A 19,107-nucleotide genomic window follows, 5' to 3' on the forward strand; every position below is an offset into this window, starting at 1 on the left:
CTGTGCTTCATTGCTGTTCCTAGTCTGCAGGATTGAATGATCGGTGAAGTACTTCGCCGTGGTGGTGATGTAATTTAGCTCGTTCTGCTTGATTGTCGAATTGGCGTGGCATTGATCCTCTCTCTATCATCAGCTCACTTCACTCGGGCTCTTAAGACTCCTTTGTTCCTTTTCTATTTCATCAATCATGTACTTGGCCGCTCATCGGCCGTCGCTTGGACACGCCAATGGAGCATGATCGTATCTCTGCTTGCCCGCATTGAGAAGCCTTACTGTCTTCCCTCTCGGTGCCATCCTCTCTGCATGCATCGGAGCGACTGTAACCTAAGTAGAGAAGTTTTTGTCAGGTTTAATCCTTTCAGTTGGGCTCTTATCTTTTGATCATACCTCCCATTATGAAGATGTATAGATGGCTTGCATCAATCTTTTCCATTGAATAATTACGAGATCCAGCCCTCTGTTTGATTTGTATTTCTACTGGCCCTGGCTGCTTTTTTATCGTCAACCATTAAATCATTGACCCGCAGCATATTTAACACCATGGATGGCTGTTTGGTTCCCCTCCGTTGCATCATCTTGTTTTCGTCTAGCCCTTCTTCGATAAACAATCATTCAGGTTCAGGGCGAGCATCTCTGAACCTGCCTTGGTGAGTGGAGAAGAGTTGCTCGTGCTCTTCTCTGCTTTCCTTGCTGAAGTGATTCGACTGGCGAGTTCGCTGACTCCACTCGCAGTCACGCAAGTTGGCGTCGTGATCTGCTTCTGCTGTTTGATGTTCTGTTGCATCATCGCAGCTTGGCCATGATCGCTTTCAACCCTTCAGCCAGAAGGGTCTGGGTTGTGCTGGTGGAAATGTCCAAGCCCCCACCAGCCCAACAACCATCCACCCGAGGAGTCTGAGGGGAAGCCATCACCCCTCCGTCCCGGATCAACCCAAGGGGACGACCTCCCTTGAGTCCTCTCTACTTTCTTCGGTCAATCAACCGCTTCTCTCCGGAATGAGTCAGCCTGTGGTGATCAGTGGCTCATTCTTGTTGTCACCAATGCTCCTGAGCTGATTGTTCCGCTTCTTTTGGTCATGTTCGCCTACACCTGATCGGCAATGTTGTCAGGGAGGCTCGAGTAAATTTTTCTCAAAACCCGCTTGATTGTTGCTTCTCTTTTCTTCTTTTTCTTCTTCTTGCTTTTGAATCAAGTATGGATCTAGCTTCTCACTTGGAGGGTGTTGGTGCATGCTCCTCCTGACCCTGTCTGTTGCCTTTAGCCTCGGTGATAGGGGCTTCCTGATTGGATTGCTTTGGCTCTGAACAGCTGTTCCAGTAAGAGCAGTCGGGCCAGGTCGTGTGGAAATGTCATCGGTGATAAGGACAGCCTCCATGAGGCCGACTGCTTGAGCTGTTGTGTGAGCCCATCCGCACCACCAATCACAAAGGCAAGACGTTCCGATCCATACCGCTCGAGTTGTGCGGCGAAATTCACAGAATCAAGCCTTTCTCCTTCTTCCGCCAGCATCACTGTGCTTTCATCCGGTTTCAGGGCCTGGCGTATGCACTCCGCCTCCTTCTCCGGGGTGCTGTCCCGTAGTTCGGTCACAGTCAGGCCAGGCAGCCGTTTGAGGTAGATCGAGATCCCTTCCTGAACCCATGCCTTGCGGACCTTCCCCACGGCCAGAATTCGGCATCGGCTTGGGTTCAAGTGTCATCCTCGTCGTCTTCCAATAAGAGTTGTCCGAACGTCACATACAGACTTTCCTCTTCACTGCCTGGAGGAGCGGTTAAGCGGCGAGGACGTGTGTTCTTTCCCTTGTTGGCCTCTCCCCTAGTTCCTTTCGTGACGTCCGCCATGCCTGGTGATTGATCTTGACCACCACGTTCATTGGAGTGGCCCGATTTCGTTTGATCCTGGCGTCTACGCTCTTCATCTTTTTTTTGTTCGGCTTGTTTTAGCCGTGCCATTAGATGGTCAGGAATATTACCGTCATTGCTGACCTTCATCAGCTCATGGAAGAGCAGTTCGGGATCGTCTTCCGTCTCTACACGATGGCGTTTAGGGCTTGATTTGGAGTCTGGCGCAGTCTTTTGCTGTGGTGCGTCAAGTGGTTGCGGCAACTCTCGACCGAGCTGCCGTAATCGTTCCAAGCTACGGGGATCAAAGCTCATCAGCAGCCAAGGGTGTCGCGTGTATTGCGCCCAGTTATGGGATTTGTTCCCTCTGCCGCTGCGCAGAGGGATTTCAGCACGTCTCCACGGACAGGCACGTTGGTGAAATCAGCACCGCTGATCGTGACGTTGATAAACCTTGTATTGAAGGCAAAAGCGTCTTCGAGCACAGCATTGGTGAGGTCAGTGCCTTCAAGCACGGCTGAATCGAGAGTGGCGTCTCGTAGGTTGCTGTTGCTGAAGTCGGCATCCTGCAATTTGGCTCCGTAGAGGCTTGCCCCTTGCAGATTGCTTCCAGAGAGGTTGGCCTCCCTCAGATTGGTGAGGTTGAAGGTCACTCCCTGCATGTCACGATCGGCAAAGTCAGCGCCGATCAACACCTGTTTGGCATAGTCCATCGCGGCTTCAGCAGGAGCCAGCGGCAGGGTGATCACCAGGACTAGTGCGAACAAGGCGGTCAGCAGCTGTCGACACATCGGGGGATGGCATGCACCGGATAAGCCTAGGCCGCTTCCGCATTCAAGAGGCCAGGTTTTGGTACGGTTCGTTTGCGGTTGTTGGCGATCAGGCCATTTGCTTCTTGATTGCCTGTTCGAGTTTGTCGAGACGTTCCTCCCTGGCACCCCAAAGTTCGATGAAGACTGGTGCTATGGAATCGTTCATCACTCCTAAACGTTGCTCCCGATAAATCTGCTTAAAGATCGCATCGACGTCATCGCGATATGGCAGATCAATTGGCCTGATGCCGTCATCCTCCATCTCGACAGGCCATGCATTGGTGATTGGGAGAAAAACCAGTAGGTCCAAGTGCTGGAGTGATTCTCTTGCATGCGGCACCATTGCTTTCACATAGGCATCGTTGATATCGCTAGTTTTGCAGTCGGCAGTGTATTGAGAGTACGCAATATAATCAACTGGGCAACGATCGAAAATGACGCAATCCGTATGCTTTTGGAAGGTATTGATTCGCCCTATGCTGTAATACATTTGGATTCCATTGTCTAGTTTGCTGCATTGATCGCGAAATCGAATCTTGTAGCCCTCGTGATGTAGTACGCGATAAGGCTCTTCTTCTCTGGCGTAATGGGGATGACGGTTCACCCAGTCACGGACAAGGGTGCTTTTGCCCTGGGAGTGAGCACCACTGATCGCAATACGCATCTTGTTGCCCTTACGTGACTTGTTTTTAGCGGAATGATCGCGCGGCCAAGTGATCGCAGCGATTCATTGACATTTGTTGTCAATGGATCTCAATCAACTGGTCCAGCAATCAACAGACTTCATCTCTCTCCTGGGCTAGATCTTTTCACCAGACCAGTATTTCTGTCTGTTCTCCTGGCGTGCTGTTGGTAAGTGCTTGTTCGCAAAAACGGATTCCGCTTCGACAGTTCCGCCTTCTTGATTTTGACTGACCCCTCACCATCTGTCTCGCCACTACACCTGTGTCTGCGTCGTTGCTGGGGAATGGTTCTGGTCAGACTGGATCTGCCTGCAATGCTCTCTCCCCATGACGGTTTGGATCGTGGCCTTTGGGCTGAACGGCGCAGCCGCGATCTGTTAGTTGCACATGGTTGGTGTTGTGTGGATCAGCGCTGGCGTTGTCGTTACGGAGAAATTGATCTGCTCATGCTCAAATCCTCAGGTCAGAAACAGCGGTTGTTAGTCGTTGAAGTTAAAGGTCGAAGACGCTGTGGTCGCGATGCCTGGGGTCTCTCTGCGTTTAATGCCACCAAGCGTCGGAGACTGTTCCGGGCGGTTGACTGTTGGCGACAGGCTCATCCTTGGAGCGATGACTTCTTGCTCGAGCTGATCTTGGCCCTGGTTCCGCTTCCCCCCGCCCATGGTCCCGTCCGCTGGATTCCTCTGATGGACGCCACGCCTGTCCATCCTTCCCCTTGATCCATCAGGCTGGAGACATGAGTTTCTCTGGTCACTCCGCTCGAAAACGCTTTGGTCAGCATTGGCTTCGTGATGCGCGAGTGCTTGATCAAATCCTTGCGGCCTCAGACCTCAGCGCTGAGGACTGGGTGTTAGAGGTCGGCCCTGGTCGTGGCGCTCTGACTGAACGCTTGCTCAGTTCCCCTGCTGCTGCGGTCCACGCAGTGGAGCTTGATCGTGATCTTGTCGCAGGCCTGCGTGAGCGTTTTGGCGATCATTCTCGGTTTTCCCTTTGTCAGGGTGATGTGCTTGATGTCCCGCTCACCTTTGCCAACGGACAGGCGGCCACCAAGGTGGTGGCCAATATCCCCTACAACATCACTGGGCCACTCCTTGAGCGTCTGATCGGGCGCCTCGATCGCCCCTTGAAAACCCCTTACAAACGTTTGGTGCTTCTGATCCAGAAGGAGGTAGCCGAACGCATCCGGGCTCGTCCTGGCGACAGCAGCTTCAGTGCCTTGAGTGTGCGCATGCAATTGCTTGCGCGTTGCACGACGGTTTGCCCTGTCCCCCCGCGCTGTTTCCAGCCACCCCCGAAGGTTCAGTCGGAGGTGATTCAGATCGATCCGTTGCCGGCGGATCAGCAGCCTGAACCTGCTCTAGCCATCCGTGTTGATCGCTTGTTAAAGCAGGCCTTTCAGTCCCGTCGCAAGATGCTTCGCAATACCTTGATTGGGATCTGTCCTCCTGATCAACTCCATGAGCTCGCCAGCGCAGCTGGCTTCAATTTGCAGCAGAGGCCTCAGGAGCTGGCACCGTCTGTCTGGATTGCATTGGCGAGGGGTTTGAATCAGGCCCACACCCCAGCTTGATCGGATGACGGCCTCCGTTCGCGTTACCGCTCCCGCCAAGATCAACTTGCACCTTGAGGTGCTTGGCTTGCGAGACGACGGCTTTCATGAATTGGCGATGGTGATGCAAACCATCGACCTGGTTGATGTCCTCACTTGCGAGAACACCTCTGATGGCCTGATCCACCTCAGTTGTGATGTGGAGGATCTCAGTACGGGACACGACAACCTGATCGTCCGCGCTGCGGAGTGTCTGCGCAGTCGTTCCGGTTTTAACGAACTTGGAGCTGCGATTCATCTCACCAAGCGCATCCCGATTGGTGCGGGTCTGGCTGGTGGATCTAGCAATGGCGCCGCTGCTCTGGTTGCCCTCAATACCCTCTGGGGTCTCGGTCACAGCCGCAAGAGCCTGGAATCCATGTCCGCTGAGCTGGGCTCCGACATGCCCTTTTGCATCGCTGGAGGGACTCAGCTCTGCTTCGGTCGAGGCGAGGTCTTGGAAGCCTGCCCGTCGTCTGTCGCCCCGATGGGTGTCGTGTTGGTGAAGGATCCCAGTGTCAGCGTCTCGACCCCTTGGGCTTACGGCGAATGCAAGCGCCAGCGTGGCGACTCGTATCTCAGCGGTGAGAGCGCTTTCGAACAACGACGTCAGCGATTGAGATATGCAGATTGGCTTAGGCCATTGCGATCTGATCTGCCGCCACCGCTCCAAAACGATCTCCAGATGGTGGTGGCCCCCCAGATTCCTTCCGTTCGCACCGCCCTCGAGCTGCTTTCCTCCCTTCCTGGTCAATTGCGAGTCGCGATGAGCGGTTCCGGACCCAGTTGTTTCGCCCTCTTCGTTGACCGTGATGCGGCCGACAGGGCCCTAGACCACCAGCGTCGAGAGTTTGTCCAAGCCGGATTCGAGGTGTGGACTTGTTCGTTGCAGGCTGAGGGCGTCAAGCTGGCTTTATGAGCAGTCAAGACACCCCAGGGCAGGAGACCAACCACCGCAGCGACGCTTCAACCCCGTCTGCCACGGAAGCGACGACCAAACCGCGAAAGGGTCCCCTCAGCTTTCTCTCTGGTTCCATCACAAGCCTTCTGTTGGCCTGGCTTTGCTTCGGCCTCAGCAAGAACATGGTGCTCTATTTCGCTGCCCACTCCCCCCATCTGAGTTCACCGATTGGTCAGAACATTGCCACCGCTTTGAAGACTCTGCTTACAGGAATGTCTTTCCTGGCAACGTTCAGCTTTGCGTTCATCGGTTTAGGACTGTTTCTCGTGTTTCTTCGCAGTCTTTTCACAGGTGAGCAGGCAGATGCTGCCTAGGGTTTGCCCATTGACCTGTCTGGGCTTTTCCAGGCGTTGATTGGATGACACCCCACGACCTTGGACTTCTGGTGCTTTTGCTCTCACCTGGGTTGTTGCTCTCGGTGTTGTTGCTCACCACCTTTGCCGCTGGGGGCTGATCCAGCACGGGCTGAGATAGCTTGGCGGCTGACGCCGGCATGGCCGGGATATCCGTAACGCTGTGGCAGGCACGCTTCTCTTCAACGCACTCCGTGAAGCCATCGATGAGGAGATGGCCCTCGATCCTCATGTTTGTGTGATGGGCGAGGACGTTGGTCATTACGGAGGCTCCTACAAGGTCACCAAGGACCTCTGTGAGAAATACGGCGAGTTGCGCGTACTCGACACGCCTATTGCTGAGAACAGCTTCACCGGCATGGCTGTTGGTGCTGCGATGACCGGTCTGCGCCCGATCGTCGAAGGCATGAACATGGGCTTCCTGCTGCTGGCGTTCAATCAGATCTCCAACAACATGGGGATGCTGCGTTACACCAGCGGTGGTAACTACACGATTCCGACGGTGGTTCGCGGTCCTGGTGGAGTGGGCCGTCAGCTTGGCGCTGAACATAGTCAGCGGCTTGAGGCTTATTTCCACGCCGTGCCAGGGATCAAGATCGTGGCCTGTAGCACCCCCACGAATGCCAAGGGCCTAATGAAGGCCGCGATTCGTGACAACAATCCGGTGCTCTTCTTTGAGCATGTGCTGCTTTACAACCTCACGGAGGAATTGCCCGAAGGTGACTACATCTGTGCCCTTGATCAGGCCGATCTGGTCAAGGAAGGCACCGACGTGACGATTCTCACCTACTCACGCATGCGCCACCACTGCCTGAAGGCTGTGGAACAGCTTGAGGCTGATGGCATCAGTGTGGAACTGATTGATCTGATCAGTCTCAAGCCTTTTGATATGGAGACGATTGCCCGTTCGATCCGCAAGACCCACAAGGTGATTGTGGTGGAGGAGTGTATGAAGACAGGAGGCATCGGAGCTGAATTGATTGCTCTGATCACGGAGCAGTGCTTTGACGAACTCGATGCTCGCCCGGTGCGTTTGTCGAGCCAGGACATTCCAACCCCTTACAACGGCAACCTGGAAAACCTCACGATCATTCAGCCACACCAGATCGTTGAGGCGGCTCAGACGATCGTGCGCGAGGGGCTCTGATCGATGGCACGTCAGCAGGGCTGGTTCGCCCTCATCCTCGCCCTGGCGATCGCTGCAGGATCCGTTCTGCTCTCCTTCCCGATGGAGCTTGGTCTCGATCTGAGGGGAGGAAGTCAGCTCTTGCTTGAGGTTCAGCCAGCAGGGGAAATCACCAAGATCACTCCCAAAGAACTCGAGTTGGTCAAAGCCGTTCTCGATCTGCGTGTGAACGGACTCGGCGTGGCTGAGTCCACGCTTCAGACCGTTGGAGATGACCAGTTGGTGCTCCAACTTCCTGGTGAAACCGATCCCTCTAGAGCCGCGAAGACACTTGGTGAAACTGCCCTGCTGGAATTCAGGGCGCAGACTCCCGATAGCCAAGAAGAGATGCAGGGCCTGCTCCGCCTGCGCGCACAAGTGCGCAGCATCCTCGAGCTCAAGCAGCAGCGTGAAGAAACCGATCCTGAATCAGCGCTGAATGCTGAAGAACTCGCCAAGGCTCAGAAGGCACTGGGATTGGATGCCTCGGCCGGCAATGAACAGGAGCAACTTGAGCAGTTGCTCAACAAGGTGAATGGGCAGATTGCAGCCCGCTTCGAACCTGCCGCATTCAACGGCAAGTTGCTTGAACGCGCCGGCCGCAGGCTGAATGATCAGACGTCCAATTGGGCCGTCACCCTGACTTTCGATGCTGAGGGTTCACAAGCTTTCGCGGACCTGACCCAATCGATCGCGGGCACTGGCCGGCTCCTGGGAATCTTCTTGGATGGTCGCCCGATCAGTGAAGCCAGCGTCGGACCCAAGTACGAAGTTGCTGGCATCACTGGTGGTAATGCTGAGATCACCGGTAATTTCACCGCTGAAGAAGCTAGGGATCTTGAGGTGAAGCTCAATGGTGGTGCTCTGCCACTGCCTGTGAAGATCCTTCAGGTGCGCACCATTGGTCCGAGCCTTGGTGCTGAAAATGTGCAGCGCAGTCTGCTCGCAGCCCTGTCCGGCCTGGCACTTGTGGCCGTGTTCATGCTGCTGATTTATCGCCTGGCAGGCCTTGTGGCTGTGGTGGCTCTCAGCCTCTATGCCTTATTCAACCTGGCGGTGTATGCGCTGATTCCTGTCACCCTCACGCTTCCTGGTATTGCTGGGTTCATTCTCAGCATCGGCATGGCGGTGGATGCCAACGTGTTGATCTTTGAGCGGATCAAAGACGAGCTTCGCCGTGGCAACACCTTGATTCGTTCGATTGAAACAGGCTTCTCCCAAGCCTTCTCCTCGATCATTGATGGCCACCTCACCACCCTGATCAGCTGTGTGGCCCTGTTCACGCTCGGGACAGGTTTGGTCAAAGGCTTCGCGGCGACTCTTGGTATTGGTGTTGTGCTCAGCCTCTTCACCGCTCTCACCTGCACGCGCACACTCTTGCGCTTCCTGATGAGTTATCAGGGTCTGCGACGACCCACGAACTTTCTGCCCCAGCGGCAGCTGCCCACCCAATCCGTCTGAATCACACGCGTCATGATCGCCCTCAATCTCAGTCGATCCCGTCGCCGTGTCTGGTGGATCTCCCTCCTTCTGGTGGGCTTCAGCATTGCGGGACTCGTGCTCTGCTGGACAAACCCTGCCATCAAGGCACCACTGCGTCCGGGTTTGGATTTCACCGGTGGCACACAGATTCAACTCGAACGCAGTTGTGAGCAAGCCTGCAGTGCATTGCAGGCCAGCGTTGTGGAGAAGGCTCTCATCGCTTCTCCCCTTGATGCTGATGGTGAGACTCCGTCTCCCAATCTCGATAGCGCTCGCGTGCAGCTGCTCGATGGTGGTAAATCGGTAGTCCTGCGTCTTCCCACGCTTACGGCTGGTCAGAGTCAAGCCGTGATCGAGGCCGTTGCCCCTGTTGCCGGTCCCTTCCTTGAGGGCGGTCAGTCCGTTGACACGATTGGTCCCAGTCTCGGCAGTCAGTTGCTGATCAGCAGTCTCACCTCGCTGGGTGTTGCCTTTGCCGGGATCGCTCTCTATATCAGCTTTCGCTATGACGGGCGCTATGCCGTTTTAGCCCTGCTTGCTCTTGCCCATGACGTGGTGATCGTCTCCGGTGTGTTTGCTTGGTTGGGGCTTGCAATCGGTTTGGAGGTGAACAGTTTGTTTGCTGTCGCCTTGCTCACCATCGCCGGCTATTCGGTGAATGACACGGTTGTGGTCTTTGACCGCATCCGTGAAAAACAACGTGAGAACGCCGATCTGCCCATCACAGATCAGGTTGATCGTGCTGTGAGTGCCACGCTCACTCGCACTCTGTACACCAGTGGCACCACGCTTCTGCCCCTTGTGGCCTTGATTTTGTTCGGTGGTTCCACTCTCTACTGGTTCGCCATCGCTTTGGCTCTGGGTGTGATTGTGGGCAGTTGGTCCAGCATTGCTCTGGCCCCCTCACTGCTCACCATCTGGTCCAGGCGTTCGCCCTCAACTGCCAGTGCCTGAGCCCAGCACTCGTTTACGACAGCAGGGTGAACGCTGGTTCCCTCTGCTGCTGCTGTGCCTGGCCTTGCTTGACCTCCGCACGGAATTGCTATTGCTGCGGGATCACGTCACATTCACCAGCATCAGTTTCGCTGTGCGACACCATCTGTTGGCATTTGTTGTGCTTGGCGCGTTGCCTTCGCTCTGGCATCGGTATGGGCCTTCAGCGAAGCGTTAATGCCTTCACTTCAGGTTTATGTCCAACGGTCCATGATCTGACGCACCACCACTAATTCCATTCCCACCTGCAGCACAACGACTAATGGAAGGGCCAAAAGGACCCCTGGAAGTCCAAGCAATGCTCCAAGACTGAGCTGGGCCATCAACGCCACAGTGGGCAATAAATTGACAGTGCGACGCAACAGGATCGGCGTGAGTACAAACGCTTCCAGGTTCTGAAGAACAAGGCGCAGCAACAGCACCTGCAGCATCAACCCTGGTGACACCAGCAAGGCCATCGAGAGCGGCAGCAACGTTGCCGCTGTTGGCCCGATGGTGGGTACAAAGGTGAGAAGGCCGCAGACCAGAGCGCTCAACAGTGCCAGAGGGGCCTTGAGCAGGGTGAGCCCCAACCAGGTGAGCAGAAAAACGCTGGTGGCGGAGAGGGTCATGCCAGCCAGCCAGCCGCCCAGTGCCGTTCGGCATTGATCGAGCACTCGTTTCATCATGGCCCGCCCCGGACGGGGCGTGGCAGCGATCAGCATGCGTCGATGCGAGCCGGGATCCAGCACCATCAACACGGCTAGCAGGCTCATCAGCAGCAGCTGAACCAGGCCATTGGCTGCTCCACCGGCCACGCCAAGGATCTGGCTTCCAAGGGGCTGGATCCGATCCCAGCTGAACTGGGTTGGCAGTCTCTGTTCAAAACTCTGCAGTCGAGGATCGTTGGCCACGATTGATTTGAGCTTGCTGACCACGCTCGGGACCAGTGCTCCCAGTTCTTGCACCTGGACAAACAGTTCCGGCACGAGTAGTTGAAGGACCAGGCTGCCGCCGAGGACCAGCAGCAGCAAGACCACCGCTAAGGCCACAGGGCGTGGCAGCCCAAAGCGCTGCAGCTTCTGGATTGGAACGTCCAGCGCCACCGCTAGCACCACCGCACCAAACAACACCAGCAACACCCAGCGCAGTTCCCAGATCAGCAGGGTCAGCACCACGAGGGTGAGAAGAATGAGGAGGTTCCTGGCGTTCATGGCGGCCCCTTATGTCATCGGGCTGAACGAGCGCCGTTCAGGTTTCCAGCGATCAAGCATGTCGTGAATGACGACCTCTCGGATCAACACCTGAAGCACCACGGTCAGAGGCAGAGCCAGAAGCAGCCCGAGCGGACCGAAGATCACGGTGAACAGAAATTGGGCTGTGAGGGTCAGTCCAGGCAGAAGCTTGACCTGGTGATGCATCACTGAGGGGGTGATCACATAACTCTCGAGGTGTTGGATCACCACATAAAGGCAGAGCACTGCCAGGGATTTCCATGGAGCATCCAACAGGGCCACAGCCATAGGAAAGATGGTGCTCATCGTTGGCCCCAGGTTGGGAATCACATTCAGCAATCCAGCTAGCAGTGCATTCGCCATCACGAGCTTCACGCCAAGCAGAGATAAACCGATGCCTGCCAGGACTGCAACACAGAGCGAGCTAATCAGCAGTCCCACCATCCAACTGCTGAGGGCTTCACCACACTGAAGAAGAATTTCTCTGAACCGTCTTCGATAGAAGGAAGGGATCAAAAGAATGGAGGCTTCTCGGTAGGCGGTGGGCTGGACCGCCACCATCAAACTGACTGCAACGACAAACAGAATCTGGATCAATCCGTTGCCAAGATTTCCTGCTAGTCCGAGTAACTGTCTCAGTCCGCCCCCGAGCCCTGAGGCGAGGGTGGCGCCATCTGGCAGAGCTGTGCCATTGGCCAGAAAGCTGGCGCTCCAGTCACTGGCTCCCTGCAGCCCGTAGACCATTCCGGAGATGGTGTTGATCGTGGCAATCGCCAGTTGTTTGAGCTCAAGGGCTGCAGCCGGTAGCTGAAGTAACAACTGCTGGAACTGACTGATAAACGGTGGCACCAAAATGGCAATGCCAATGCCGAGCACCAGCAACAGACCCAATAGGCAAATCACCAGGGCAAGGTTTCTTGCGATTGGCCAACGTTCGCGAAGGCTGCCCACAAGAGTGCAGAGGGCCATGGCCAGCACGATGCCGGCGAACAAATGGATCAGCACATCCCGCAGGCTCCAAAGCAGCAAACAGGCTGCCGTCAGGGCCGCAAGGCCGATCCATTGAGGGAGTTTCACCCGTTTTCGTTGTCACCTTCAGCATTGTCGCCGGAGTTTTCGGCGTAGCCCAGACCATTGGCGGCGGCGTAACGCTGAGCAAAGCGCATAAAACGCTCGAAGTCTGCTTCGTTTTTCCAGGTGTAGGTGGCTTCGAGGGCGAAGGGCTTGCCGTTGACAAAGCGTCCATTCACCTCACGCGTCACCAGCGATCCCTCCTCATCCACCATCCACATGCCGGAGATGTCGCCGACGGTCTCGGGTGCAAGTGCCTGAGGTTCCTCAAACACGAATTTGGCCTGACCGGTGCGGCCATCGCGGCTGCGGGTCATGCGGATGTCTGGCACGACCGGTTCATTCACACCGCGGAAGAACTGAATGGCTGCATTGTTTTCATCTGCCATGGAGGATCCGCTTACGCCAAACAGGGAGTTTAGGGAGCAATGCTGCCCGATTGCTCTGGCTTCGCTACGACCCGCATTAGGCCCTCTTTCAAGAGGTGATCAGCGGCTTCTTCGGCGCCCATGCCAGTGATATCGATACTGCGTCGTTCATCTGCGCGTTCCAGTTCCCGCTCATAACAGCGGTCGTAGTAGTCGAGCATGGCTCTGCAGGCACCGTGCCAGTCGCGACAGGCGATTGCGCCTAGTGCTTGCTCGGTGCGTTGGGGGCCAAGACGGCGACTGATGCGCTGAGTCGCTGCAGCGAGGGCTTCGCTGCCCTGATCTCCATAGACCGCGACAAGTTGATTCACCCGTTCTTCGGCTGGGCGACGGATCTCCAGCACAACGGCGCTCTTCATCTGTGAGACGAGGTCGTGAGGAATGCGACAACGACCCACCTGGGCACTCTCAGCTTCCAGCCAGATTTCTTCGGCGCCATTGCGGCGATGTTGATCCAAGGCTTCCGCCAGGCGGTTCTCGTACTGCTCCGTCGTCGGTTGATCTGGCAGACCCAGCCCACCAAAGCTGCTGCCACGGTGATGGGCCAGCCCCTCCAAATCCACCACTGCCACGTTGCGTTCAGCTAGGGCTAAGAGCAGGTCCGTTTTGCCGCTGCCGGTGCGTCCTCCCAGCAGTTTTACCGGCCAACTCTGTCCGAATTGTTCAAGAACCCAACGGCGATAGGTCTTGTACCCCCCTTCTAGAACGAGAGCTTCTTGATCCACTAAGCCGGCCAGCCAGGCCACGCTGCTGGAGCGCATCCCACCGCGCCAGCAATAAATTCGTAAGCGCTTCTCTGCTCCAGCCGCTTGTCCGAGAGCTTGCGCCAAGGATGAAAGCGATGGCCCCACCAGTTCCAGACCGAGCTCAATCGCCTGATCCCGACCCTGTTGCTTGTAGGTCGTGCCGACCTTCGCCCTCTGTTCATCAGTGAAGAGAGGGATGTTGATCGACCCTGGCCAGTGTCCCTGAAGGAACTCCGCAGGACTGCGAACATCCACCAGTTGGCCTTGTGCCTGCCTGAAGGTCTCGAAATCTCTTGTGGTGTCGGCGCCCATGCCTGACATAGTGGGCCAACGCCGTGTCTGTGAGAGCCGGCCTTGATCCATGCTGTCCGGACTGTCCTCCACCACCAATCTCAGTGTTGAGCAATTGCTGGAGCGATTCTCCAGTGGTTCTCTGCGACAGCGTCGCTCTCTGATCCCCACGATTGAGAACAGAGCCGACGAACTCGCGGCTTTGGGTACGGCCGTGATGGACGGTTTTGATCCTGAGGGAGATGACTGGGCCGCAGGCTGGCTTCTGCAGGTCTTCCAGCGTCAACAGCCCCAGGCACTGCTGCCCCTTTTGGGCTCTTCCAGTGGTTGGTTTTCTGCACCTTCAGCTGTGGGGATCGATTACAGCCCTCTGCAGAGAGATCTTCTGGCTGAGCAGTTTGAAGATGCTGACCGGTTCACCAGTCGAATCCTGAGGCAGCTGGCTGGCGAGGAGGCCGAGAGACGTGGATATGTGTATTTCAGTGAAGTACCTCCGATGCAGGCGCAGGATCTGATCAGCCTCGATCGGCTTTGGACCGCCTACTCCCAGGGACGCTTCGGCTTTACCGCCCAGGCCCGACTACTGGCTGCTCTTAATGGTCGTTATGACCGTCTTTGGCCCCGAATCGGTTGGAAACAAGAGGGTGTGTGGACCCGTTACCCCGGATCCTTCAATTGGACCATGAGTGCACCTGAAGGCCATATGCCCTTGGTGAATCAGCTGCGAGGTGTGCGCCTCATGGATTCACTGCTGAACCATCCGGCATTGGTGTCGCGTCGTTAACACGTCCAGGTAGTGGCGGCGGGCTGAGCTGCCGTTATGGTCAAAACAGAGAACAGCTCTGCCGATGACGTCGGGCTCCCAGACCGTTGTGTCGTTGACCGATAGGCTGCGCTCCATTGCTGTCGTGCCCACGTTCCGCTGGGCTGACTTCATCCTGCCTTCCACGCTTCAACTCAGCCCCCTGCTTGAGCTCCTGCTGGAGCCCGTTGGTTGTGAGCAGACCGCATGCCGGCTTGAGCTTGGATTGCAGGAAGCCCTCGTGAATGCCGTCCGCCACGGCAATGCGGGAGATACGGGTAAGTGTTTACGGGTTCGTCGCATCCTCACCCCTAACTGGCTGGTCTGGCAGATTCAAGATGAAGGCTCTGGAGTGCCTTTCACCGCCCGCCAAGGGCACCTCCCTTCCCGTCTGGATGCGCCCAAGGGTCGCGGTCTCTTTCTGATTCACCAATGCTTCGACGATGTGCGTTGGAGCCGTCGCGGCAATCGACTTCAACTGGCCTGTCGTCGTCCAGGACGCTCTGCTGCACAGATCAACGATGGGGACAGCCAGGATCCTTCAGTTCCCGCTTGAGCCAGAGCAAACCCTGGGATGTCAGAGCACAGGCATCCGCGTTCGTGCCGCCATTGAGGAGCTGCACCAGTGCCCCTGCTAGCAGTTCAGCTGCTCGCCTGTCCGAGTCTCCCTTGAGCTGATGCCAGTTTCGATCGGTGAGCCTGAGCTGCTCGTGCAGCTCCTGGGCCAGTGGAGCGGCCTGAGGGGGCCATGCGGCTTGGCGTGAAGGCATTGCTGAGGTGATCAACATTCCTATCCTGGAGGCTGATCCGCACGGATGAGACCTTGATGGGGATCAGATCGACTCGAGATCAGCCGAAACGAGTGGCGCGGCATCGCTCTGATTCCATTCGGTTATTGCACGTCTTGTCTGGGTTGGTGCGTCTCAACCAGCAGTTGCAGCGAACATCTCCGCCTCGTGGCGGTTCCTTGCATGAGCGACGTCGACGTCAGCGCTCTGAGCTGGTGAAGCAGTTGGTTCAGGCCGGTGACATCTTCCGCAACTTCAAGCCCATTCACTCAGGTTGGTGGCTCTGGAAGGGATTGCGCTGGGGAGGACCAGGCGTCTTGATCGGATGGTGGTTGGCTCAAGCTGCAAGGGGCTGAGGTCCCACCACCACGAGCGACTTTGGATTTAAACCTGTGTTGTCAATCAGTCCTGTAGTGCACAGCAACGCATCTCCGCTCGCTGTCTTGTCCCGGATCCAGGCCTGATACAAAGCCCTACGACGTTGGTCTTCCGCCAACACAAGCCTGTCAGCAGCAACCTGAGGGCTTTCGCCTGGATAGAGGGGAGTGCGCAAAGAGATGCCGAAGCCGCGGGCCTCGACCTGCACGTTCCCTTCCATCAGCACCACTTCAAACGACCAGCCCTGAAGCCAGCGCAGCTGGAATGGGTTGGTCATTGGATCTTTGGCCCATCTAGGGGAACCTTATGGGCGTGCCAGGCATCCGGTTATTGGCATGTCAGCAAATCCCTATGTCGCGGCAGGTTTGAGAGCGGTCCAAACCCTCGTCATGAAATACGAATCGGCCGCGATCCCGATGAAGCCGGCTTGGTTGAGACGGTCATTGATGTTGTCGCTGACATAGTCCCGGTAGTACGGCTCATGAAAGGCTTTGCGGAAATTGTCCATGGCCAGTTCGAACTGGGGTGAATCCGCGAGTTGGATCGAATCTGCCAGCACGAGCACACCACCTGGTTCGAGCACTCGGAAGCATTGATCGATCACGGCTTGCCTGGCTTCAGAGGGCAGTTCATGCATCAGAAACACACAGGTCACGGCTTGAACACTCCCGTCTGCCAGCGGAATTGCCTCTCCATTGCCCTGTAGGAGCTGAACCAGGTTGCTTCCTCCTTGGTTAAGCCATCGGTTGGCCTGGCGCAGGTAGGCCTGTGAGAGGTCGAGGCCCACTAGAGAAACCTCGGGCAGAGCACCGCGGATCTGATGCAGGGTTCTGCCAGTGCCAGTGCCCACATCCAGGATTTTGAGACTGGCGTTGGGACGGTCGTGAAACGAACGCATGCCTCGCTTGAGGGGACCAATCACGCGCCTGCGCATTGCATCAGCTGCCCCGTTGAAGAGGATGTCCACTTGCAGGTCGTAGAGCTCTGCTGAGTGGTCGCTCAGGTAGCCATCGGTTTGATGGTGGAAGTTTTGGAGGTAGTAATCGGGATAGATCTCTGCATCGTTGAGGTCTGGGAGGTCGCGCACGTTGCGTTCTCGGCGTCGCATCCAGGTGGAAGGCAGATCGAGCCACAGGCGTGGGTAGCGCCTGGCCCAGTCGATCCAGGGCAAATCAAAGAGTTGACTCTTTGGATAGAGGCCCTCTTCGGCTTCGCGCCAGTCAAGGTCTTCAAGGTCAGCCATCGCTTGGCGCAGTTGCATGAGCATGTCTGGAGGCACAGGCTCGGTCTGGGGTGTGACGTCTGGTGCGACCAGTTCCATCAACTTTGTGCTGATTTCTTTGTGCGCCAGGCCTGCGAGGCTTCTGGTCTGCTGCAGTGTGCGATAGGCGATCTCGGTGAGGGTGGGCGTCGCCATCGCTTCAGATTGAAGATGTAGAACCGCCATTCCAGCGGATGGATGGCCTTCGTGGTGGATTTTGGTGCCGGCCTCTTTTGGCTCTCGCTCATCGAGCCTTGGACGCCATCGCAGCGACCCGCTACGAAAGTCTTGAAATTCTGTAGTCGTTGATACAAAATTAGAGCAAGGCTCTTGAGGGGTTCTCGCGATGACTGTTCAAACGTCCCAGCACTCAGACGGTGGCTTGATCCAGCGAGATACGTCTGCTGGTGTTGAGTTTTTGGCTTGGTCACACCAGCACGCCCATGACGTCCATCGGCGTGAGGTGGCCCTCGGGCAAATCCAGGCCCATCCAGATCAGCAGGACGGGGCTAACGCAATCGCACAGCAGCGGGCTTGGGCGCTGCGCCAGGGACATCAACGTCGCCTGCATGACAGTGCGATCACACAGTTACGGAATGACGCCTGAGTTGCAGTGACGTTCTGGCAAGACTCGTCAGCGACAAGTAGGGCTTGTTCCGTCAGACTTTGTAGGAGTTGTGGAAGGTTCAGGCATCATTTGTTTTGGGATGGGAAATAGATTTTTCTCAGCATCATTGAAAACAATGCTGACCTTCTATTTGCTCTCCCTCTGCATCACAACTTACCTTGTACTCGGGGCGGAACCATGAGGCACACTCTCAACAGAGCGCGGTGTTTCAAGCTCCATCCATCTCGAATATCTTGATGGTGAGAGCTCAGTCTGTGAATGGAATGATCTGCGGCGATGACGCCATCGTTGCCGAACTGGAGACGGTCAAGGTCTTGGAAGGCCTGCTTAAGAGAGTCAAACGCCCTCACTCCTCAGAGGAAAGGTGCGATGGTCTCATCACCACTTCCATGCCGAGATCTTCAGGGCTCACAATGGGTGTCTCGCAAAGGGGAAGCGCAGAATCTTGCAGAGCATCGAATTGTTGGTCGGTTAACCCCCCAACAGCGCACCGGCGCCAGTCGCCAAAGTTTCTGCACAGCAGACCATTGACCATTGGCCAAAATCACCTTGTCGACGGAGCAGAAGTTTCGGATTGAGGCGGCTTGCCGAGAACTTGATCAGTGCGACGACATCGATCAAATCAGGGATTTGACCAAGCAACTGTTGATTGAAAACGCGAAGGTGCGCACAGCTGTTCGTCAGGCTCTTGTGCATCGGCAGATCTACTCGTCCGCTAAGCCCCCATCTTTGTAAGAGCTGTCAGCCCCCAGAGGATTAGCAGGGTCGGGAAGATGACGGGGTCGACCATGAAGGATGTTGATTGCGCTGCAGACAGCTTTGGTCGGTCTGTCAGCGCTGTCTTCTTTTCTTCACGAAGCAGAACCGCCTGCTGATTGGAGTGCCACCGTTGGCTCTCGTAGGCAGGCCAACGTCAAGCTCAGCTTGACCTTGATGCCCAATCCAATTGGCCTGTCACGACACGGCTAAAGCCATCGAAGGTCTAGGTACGAAGCACCCGGAGAATGCAGTGCCTTCCTTAGGAAAACTGCTGAGGCTCTTCTGTAAGCAGCTGAGCTGAGCACTCCCGCTCTCGGTCACAGAGGTGCAGTGGCTACAACAGATCGCCACGCATTGAGGGAGATGCAACCTGACTTCGCGGCCCTACTCATCGCAGCTGCCTTCTCCATCGTTGGCTACGCAATTGTGAAAATGGTTCCAGAGGCCTCCCTCTTAGCCGCATTTTTTCTTGTTGGGCTCCTCTCGCTCAATGTCGCGCTTTCCTTTGCCTGAATCTCAGCAAAGCCAATGAAGAGGTGCGCTTCTATCCCTTCAGCCCAGTCGATCCGCAGGATTGAGGATGCTTGGCTGGCTACAGCTAAGGCACCACAAAACCCCGCTTATGGCGGGGCTTTTTGTGGTGTTGTGCCGGGGGATGGATCAGTCCTCACCTCCAATGACTGCCCTGCTTTCCCACGCCTTGGTGTTGTATTGCTTTCAGCCCGCAGGCATCAGGCTCCCCGGCGGTGTGATCAGTAGCCGTAACGGGGCTGCTGCGAATAGCCATAAGCAGGTTGGTGATACACCGGAGCCTGAGGCGCAGGGGCGTAGTTCACCGTCTGATAGCCGTAGCCAGGCTGCT

24 protein-coding genes are annotated in these 19,107 nt (G+C 56.3%); 12 read left to right on the plus strand and 12 right to left on the minus strand.

Going from position 1 to position 19,107, the window contains the following annotated elements; genetic code table 11:
- Positions 1-783: 783 nt before the first annotated feature.
- The 5 genes from DXY10_RS15015 to DXY10_RS07845 all read right to left on the minus strand — a co-directional run bounded on the left by DXY10_RS15015 (position 784) and on the right by DXY10_RS07845 (position 3,318).
- Complete coding sequence (locus DXY10_RS15015) at positions 784-909, minus strand: hypothetical protein (RefSeq protein WP_256359476.1); 126 nt, start codon at positions 907-909, stop codon at positions 784-786.
- Positions 910-1,258: 349 nt separating this feature from the next.
- The gene (locus tag DXY10_RS07830) at positions 1,259-1,693 is read right to left on the minus strand and encodes a 23S rRNA (pseudouridine(1915)-N(3))-methyltransferase RlmH (RefSeq protein WP_115018194.1); all 435 of its coding nucleotides are present in this window, start codon (positions 1,691-1,693) and stop codon (positions 1,259-1,261) included.
- The gene (locus DXY10_RS07835) at positions 1,690-2,157 is read right to left on the minus strand and encodes a hypothetical protein (RefSeq protein ID WP_115018197.1); all 468 of its coding nucleotides are present in this window, start codon (positions 2,155-2,157) and stop codon (positions 1,690-1,692) included. Before DXY10_RS07835 ends, DXY10_RS07830 begins: the two co-directional genes overlap by 4 nt.
- Positions 2,157-2,633: a pentapeptide repeat-containing protein gene (locus tag DXY10_RS07840; protein WP_115018199.1), complete on the minus strand. Its 477-nt coding sequence runs from the start codon at positions 2,631-2,633 to the stop codon at positions 2,157-2,159. Before DXY10_RS07840 ends, DXY10_RS07835 begins: the two co-directional genes overlap by 1 nt.
- A gap of 88 nt (positions 2,634-2,721) precedes the next feature.
- A complete protein-coding gene (locus tag DXY10_RS07845) occupies positions 2,722-3,318 on the minus strand; it encodes an AAA family ATPase (RefSeq protein WP_115018201.1) in 597 nt (198 codons plus the stop codon).
- A 303-nt stretch (positions 3,319-3,621) separates the two neighbouring features.
- Between DXY10_RS07845 and DXY10_RS07850 the strand changes: the two genes are divergently transcribed.
- From DXY10_RS07850 to DXY10_RS07885, 8 genes are all read left to right on the plus strand, one after another.
- Positions 3,622-4,056, plus strand: coding sequence for a YraN family protein (locus tag DXY10_RS07850; RefSeq protein WP_244282068.1), 435 nt, complete (start codon positions 3,622-3,624; stop codon positions 4,054-4,056).
- 17 nt (positions 4,057-4,073) lie between these two features.
- A complete protein-coding gene (rsmA, locus tag DXY10_RS07855) occupies positions 4,074-4,907 on the plus strand; it encodes a 16S rRNA (adenine(1518)-N(6)/adenine(1519)-N(6))-dimethyltransferase RsmA (protein WP_115018275.1) in 834 nt (277 codons plus the stop codon).
- A 4-nt stretch (positions 4,908-4,911) separates the two neighbouring features.
- Complete coding sequence (gene ispE, locus DXY10_RS07860; RefSeq protein WP_115018202.1) at positions 4,912-5,844, plus strand: 4-(cytidine 5'-diphospho)-2-C-methyl-D-erythritol kinase; 933 nt, start codon at positions 4,912-4,914, stop codon at positions 5,842-5,844.
- A complete protein-coding gene (locus DXY10_RS07865) occupies positions 5,841-6,200 on the plus strand; it encodes a DUF3082 domain-containing protein (RefSeq protein WP_115018204.1) in 360 nt (119 codons plus the stop codon). The genes ispE and DXY10_RS07865 overlap by 4 nt, the downstream gene beginning before the upstream one ends.
- Before the next feature lie 202 nt (positions 6,201-6,402).
- A complete protein-coding gene (locus DXY10_RS07870) occupies positions 6,403-7,386 on the plus strand; it encodes a pyruvate dehydrogenase complex E1 component subunit beta (protein ID WP_115018207.1) in 984 nt (327 codons plus the stop codon).
- A gap of 3 nt (positions 7,387-7,389) precedes the next feature.
- The gene (gene secD, locus DXY10_RS07875) at positions 7,390-8,865 is read left to right on the plus strand and encodes a protein translocase subunit SecD (protein WP_115018209.1); all 1,476 of its coding nucleotides are present in this window, start codon (positions 7,390-7,392) and stop codon (positions 8,863-8,865) included.
- A 12-nt stretch (positions 8,866-8,877) separates the two neighbouring features.
- Positions 8,878-9,840: a protein translocase subunit SecF gene (gene secF, locus DXY10_RS07880; RefSeq protein WP_115018211.1), complete on the plus strand. Its 963-nt coding sequence runs from the start codon at positions 8,878-8,880 to the stop codon at positions 9,838-9,840.
- On the plus strand, positions 9,833-10,057 hold the full coding sequence (locus DXY10_RS07885; RefSeq protein ID WP_115018213.1) for a hypothetical protein: 225 nt from the start codon (positions 9,833-9,835) through the stop codon (positions 10,055-10,057). Before secF ends, DXY10_RS07885 begins: the two co-directional genes overlap by 8 nt.
- 16 nt (positions 10,058-10,073) lie before the next feature.
- Here the strand turns inward: DXY10_RS07885 and DXY10_RS07890 are convergent, their stop codons facing one another.
- The 4 genes from DXY10_RS07890 to mnmH are packed head-to-tail and all read right to left on the minus strand — an operon-like array spanning position 10,074 to position 13,659.
- Positions 10,074-11,072, minus strand: a complete 999-nt coding sequence (locus DXY10_RS07890; RefSeq protein ID WP_115018215.1) for an AI-2E family transporter — start codon at positions 11,070-11,072, stop codon at positions 10,074-10,076.
- Between the two features lie 9 nt (positions 11,073-11,081).
- On the minus strand, positions 11,082-12,170 hold the full coding sequence (locus DXY10_RS07895) for an AI-2E family transporter (protein ID WP_115018217.1): 1,089 nt from the start codon (positions 12,168-12,170) through the stop codon (positions 11,082-11,084).
- Positions 12,167-12,553: a photosystem II reaction center protein Psb28 gene (gene psb28, locus DXY10_RS07900; protein WP_115018219.1), complete on the minus strand. Its 387-nt coding sequence runs from the start codon at positions 12,551-12,553 to the stop codon at positions 12,167-12,169. Before psb28 ends, DXY10_RS07895 begins: the two co-directional genes overlap by 4 nt.
- A gap of 29 nt (positions 12,554-12,582) precedes the next feature.
- Entirely contained in the window at positions 12,583-13,659 is a 1,077-nt protein-coding gene (mnmH, locus tag DXY10_RS07905) for a tRNA 2-selenouridine(34) synthase MnmH (protein WP_115018277.1), read from the minus strand.
- A 40-nt stretch (positions 13,660-13,699) separates the two neighbouring features.
- On the opposite strand from mnmH, the gene DXY10_RS07910 reads away from it, so the two are divergent.
- Positions 13,700-14,413 carry a GUN4 domain-containing protein gene (locus DXY10_RS07910; protein ID WP_115018222.1) on the plus strand — a complete coding sequence of 238 codons (714 nt, stop codon included), beginning with the start codon at positions 13,700-13,702 and terminating at the stop codon, positions 14,411-14,413.
- Positions 14,414-14,477: 64 nt separating this feature from the next.
- The gene (locus DXY10_RS07915; protein WP_115018225.1) at positions 14,478-14,987 is read left to right on the plus strand and encodes an ATP-binding protein; all 510 of its coding nucleotides are present in this window, start codon (positions 14,478-14,480) and stop codon (positions 14,985-14,987) included.
- Here DXY10_RS07915 and DXY10_RS07920 read toward each other — a convergent pair.
- Positions 14,947-15,201 (minus strand): DUF6439 family protein, encoded by a 255-nt coding sequence (locus DXY10_RS07920; RefSeq protein ID WP_115018280.1) that lies wholly within the window; start codon positions 15,199-15,201, stop codon positions 14,947-14,949. The two genes, DXY10_RS07915 and DXY10_RS07920, sit on opposite strands and share 41 nt — an antisense overlap.
- Positions 15,202-15,326: 125 nt before the next feature.
- Here DXY10_RS07920 and DXY10_RS07925 point away from each other — a divergent pair, with 125 nt between their 5' ends.
- Positions 15,327-15,575 (plus strand): hypothetical protein, encoded by a 249-nt coding sequence (locus tag DXY10_RS07925; RefSeq protein WP_206749693.1) that lies wholly within the window; start codon positions 15,327-15,329, stop codon positions 15,573-15,575.
- Here DXY10_RS07925 and DXY10_RS07930 read toward each other — a convergent pair.
- Both DXY10_RS07930 and DXY10_RS07935 read right to left on the minus strand, forming a co-directional pair.
- The gene (locus tag DXY10_RS07930) at positions 15,557-15,874 is read right to left on the minus strand and encodes a copper-binding protein (RefSeq protein ID WP_115018231.1); all 318 of its coding nucleotides are present in this window, start codon (positions 15,872-15,874) and stop codon (positions 15,557-15,559) included. The two genes, DXY10_RS07925 and DXY10_RS07930, sit on opposite strands and share 19 nt — an antisense overlap.
- A 72-nt stretch (positions 15,875-15,946) precedes the next feature.
- On the minus strand, positions 15,947-17,014 hold the full coding sequence (locus DXY10_RS07935) for a class I SAM-dependent methyltransferase (protein ID WP_115018283.1): 1,068 nt from the start codon (positions 17,012-17,014) through the stop codon (positions 15,947-15,949).
- A 190-nt stretch (positions 17,015-17,204) separates the two neighbouring features.
- On the opposite strand from DXY10_RS07935, the gene DXY10_RS07940 reads away from it, so the two are divergent.
- Complete coding sequence (locus tag DXY10_RS07940; RefSeq protein ID WP_115018234.1) at positions 17,205-17,465, plus strand: hypothetical protein; 261 nt, start codon at positions 17,205-17,207, stop codon at positions 17,463-17,465.
- Positions 17,466-19,107 lie beyond the last annotated feature (1,642 nt).

The organism is Synechococcus sp. UW140, assembly GCF_900474295.1.
Lineage (GTDB): Bacteria > Cyanobacteriota > Cyanobacteriia > PCC-6307 > Cyanobiaceae > Synechococcus_C.

Coding starts and splice junctions, on each gene's coding strand:
- DXY10_RS15015 (WP_256359476.1), bottom strand. CDS start 909: ATGGCTTCCCCTCAGACTCCTCGGGTGGATGGTTGTTGGGCTGGTGGG.
- DXY10_RS07835 (WP_115018197.1), bottom strand. CDS start 2,157: ATGAGCTTTGATCCCCGTAGCTTGGAACGATTACGGCAGCTCGGTCGA.
- DXY10_RS07840 (WP_115018199.1), bottom strand. CDS start 2,633: ATGTGTCGACAGCTGCTGACCGCCTTGTTCGCACTAGTCCTGGTGATC.
- DXY10_RS07845 (WP_115018201.1), bottom strand. CDS start 3,318: ATGCGTATTGCGATCAGTGGTGCTCACTCCCAGGGCAAAAGCACCCTT.
- DXY10_RS07850 (WP_244282068.1), top strand. CDS start 3,622: ATGGTTCTGGTCAGACTGGATCTGCCTGCAATGCTCTCTCCCCATGAC.
- rsmA (WP_115018275.1), top strand. CDS start 4,074: ATGAGTTTCTCTGGTCACTCCGCTCGAAAACGCTTTGGTCAGCATTGG.
- ispE (WP_115018202.1), top strand. CDS start 4,912: ATGACGGCCTCCGTTCGCGTTACCGCTCCCGCCAAGATCAACTTGCAC.
- DXY10_RS07865 (WP_115018204.1), top strand. CDS start 5,841: ATGAGCAGTCAAGACACCCCAGGGCAGGAGACCAACCACCGCAGCGAC.
- secD (WP_115018209.1), top strand. CDS start 7,390: ATGGCACGTCAGCAGGGCTGGTTCGCCCTCATCCTCGCCCTGGCGATC.
- secF (WP_115018211.1), top strand. CDS start 8,878: ATGATCGCCCTCAATCTCAGTCGATCCCGTCGCCGTGTCTGGTGGATC.
- DXY10_RS07890 (WP_115018215.1), bottom strand. CDS start 11,072: ATGAACGCCAGGAACCTCCTCATTCTTCTCACCCTCGTGGTGCTGACC.
- psb28 (WP_115018219.1), bottom strand. CDS start 12,553: ATGGCAGATGAAAACAATGCAGCCATTCAGTTCTTCCGCGGTGTGAAT.
- mnmH (WP_115018277.1), bottom strand. CDS start 13,659: ATGTCAGGCATGGGCGCCGACACCACAAGAGATTTCGAGACCTTCAGG.
- DXY10_RS07910 (WP_115018222.1), top strand. CDS start 13,700: ATGCTGTCCGGACTGTCCTCCACCACCAATCTCAGTGTTGAGCAATTG.
- DXY10_RS07915 (WP_115018225.1), top strand. CDS start 14,478: ATGACGTCGGGCTCCCAGACCGTTGTGTCGTTGACCGATAGGCTGCGC.
- DXY10_RS07920 (WP_115018280.1), bottom strand. CDS start 15,201: ATGCCTTCACGCCAAGCCGCATGGCCCCCTCAGGCCGCTCCACTGGCC.
- DXY10_RS07930 (WP_115018231.1), bottom strand. CDS start 15,874: ATGACCAACCCATTCCAGCTGCGCTGGCTTCAGGGCTGGTCGTTTGAA.
- DXY10_RS07935 (WP_115018283.1), bottom strand. CDS start 17,014: ATGGCGACGCCCACCCTCACCGAGATCGCCTATCGCACACTGCAGCAG.
- DXY10_RS07940 (WP_115018234.1), top strand. CDS start 17,205: ATGACTGTTCAAACGTCCCAGCACTCAGACGGTGGCTTGATCCAGCGA.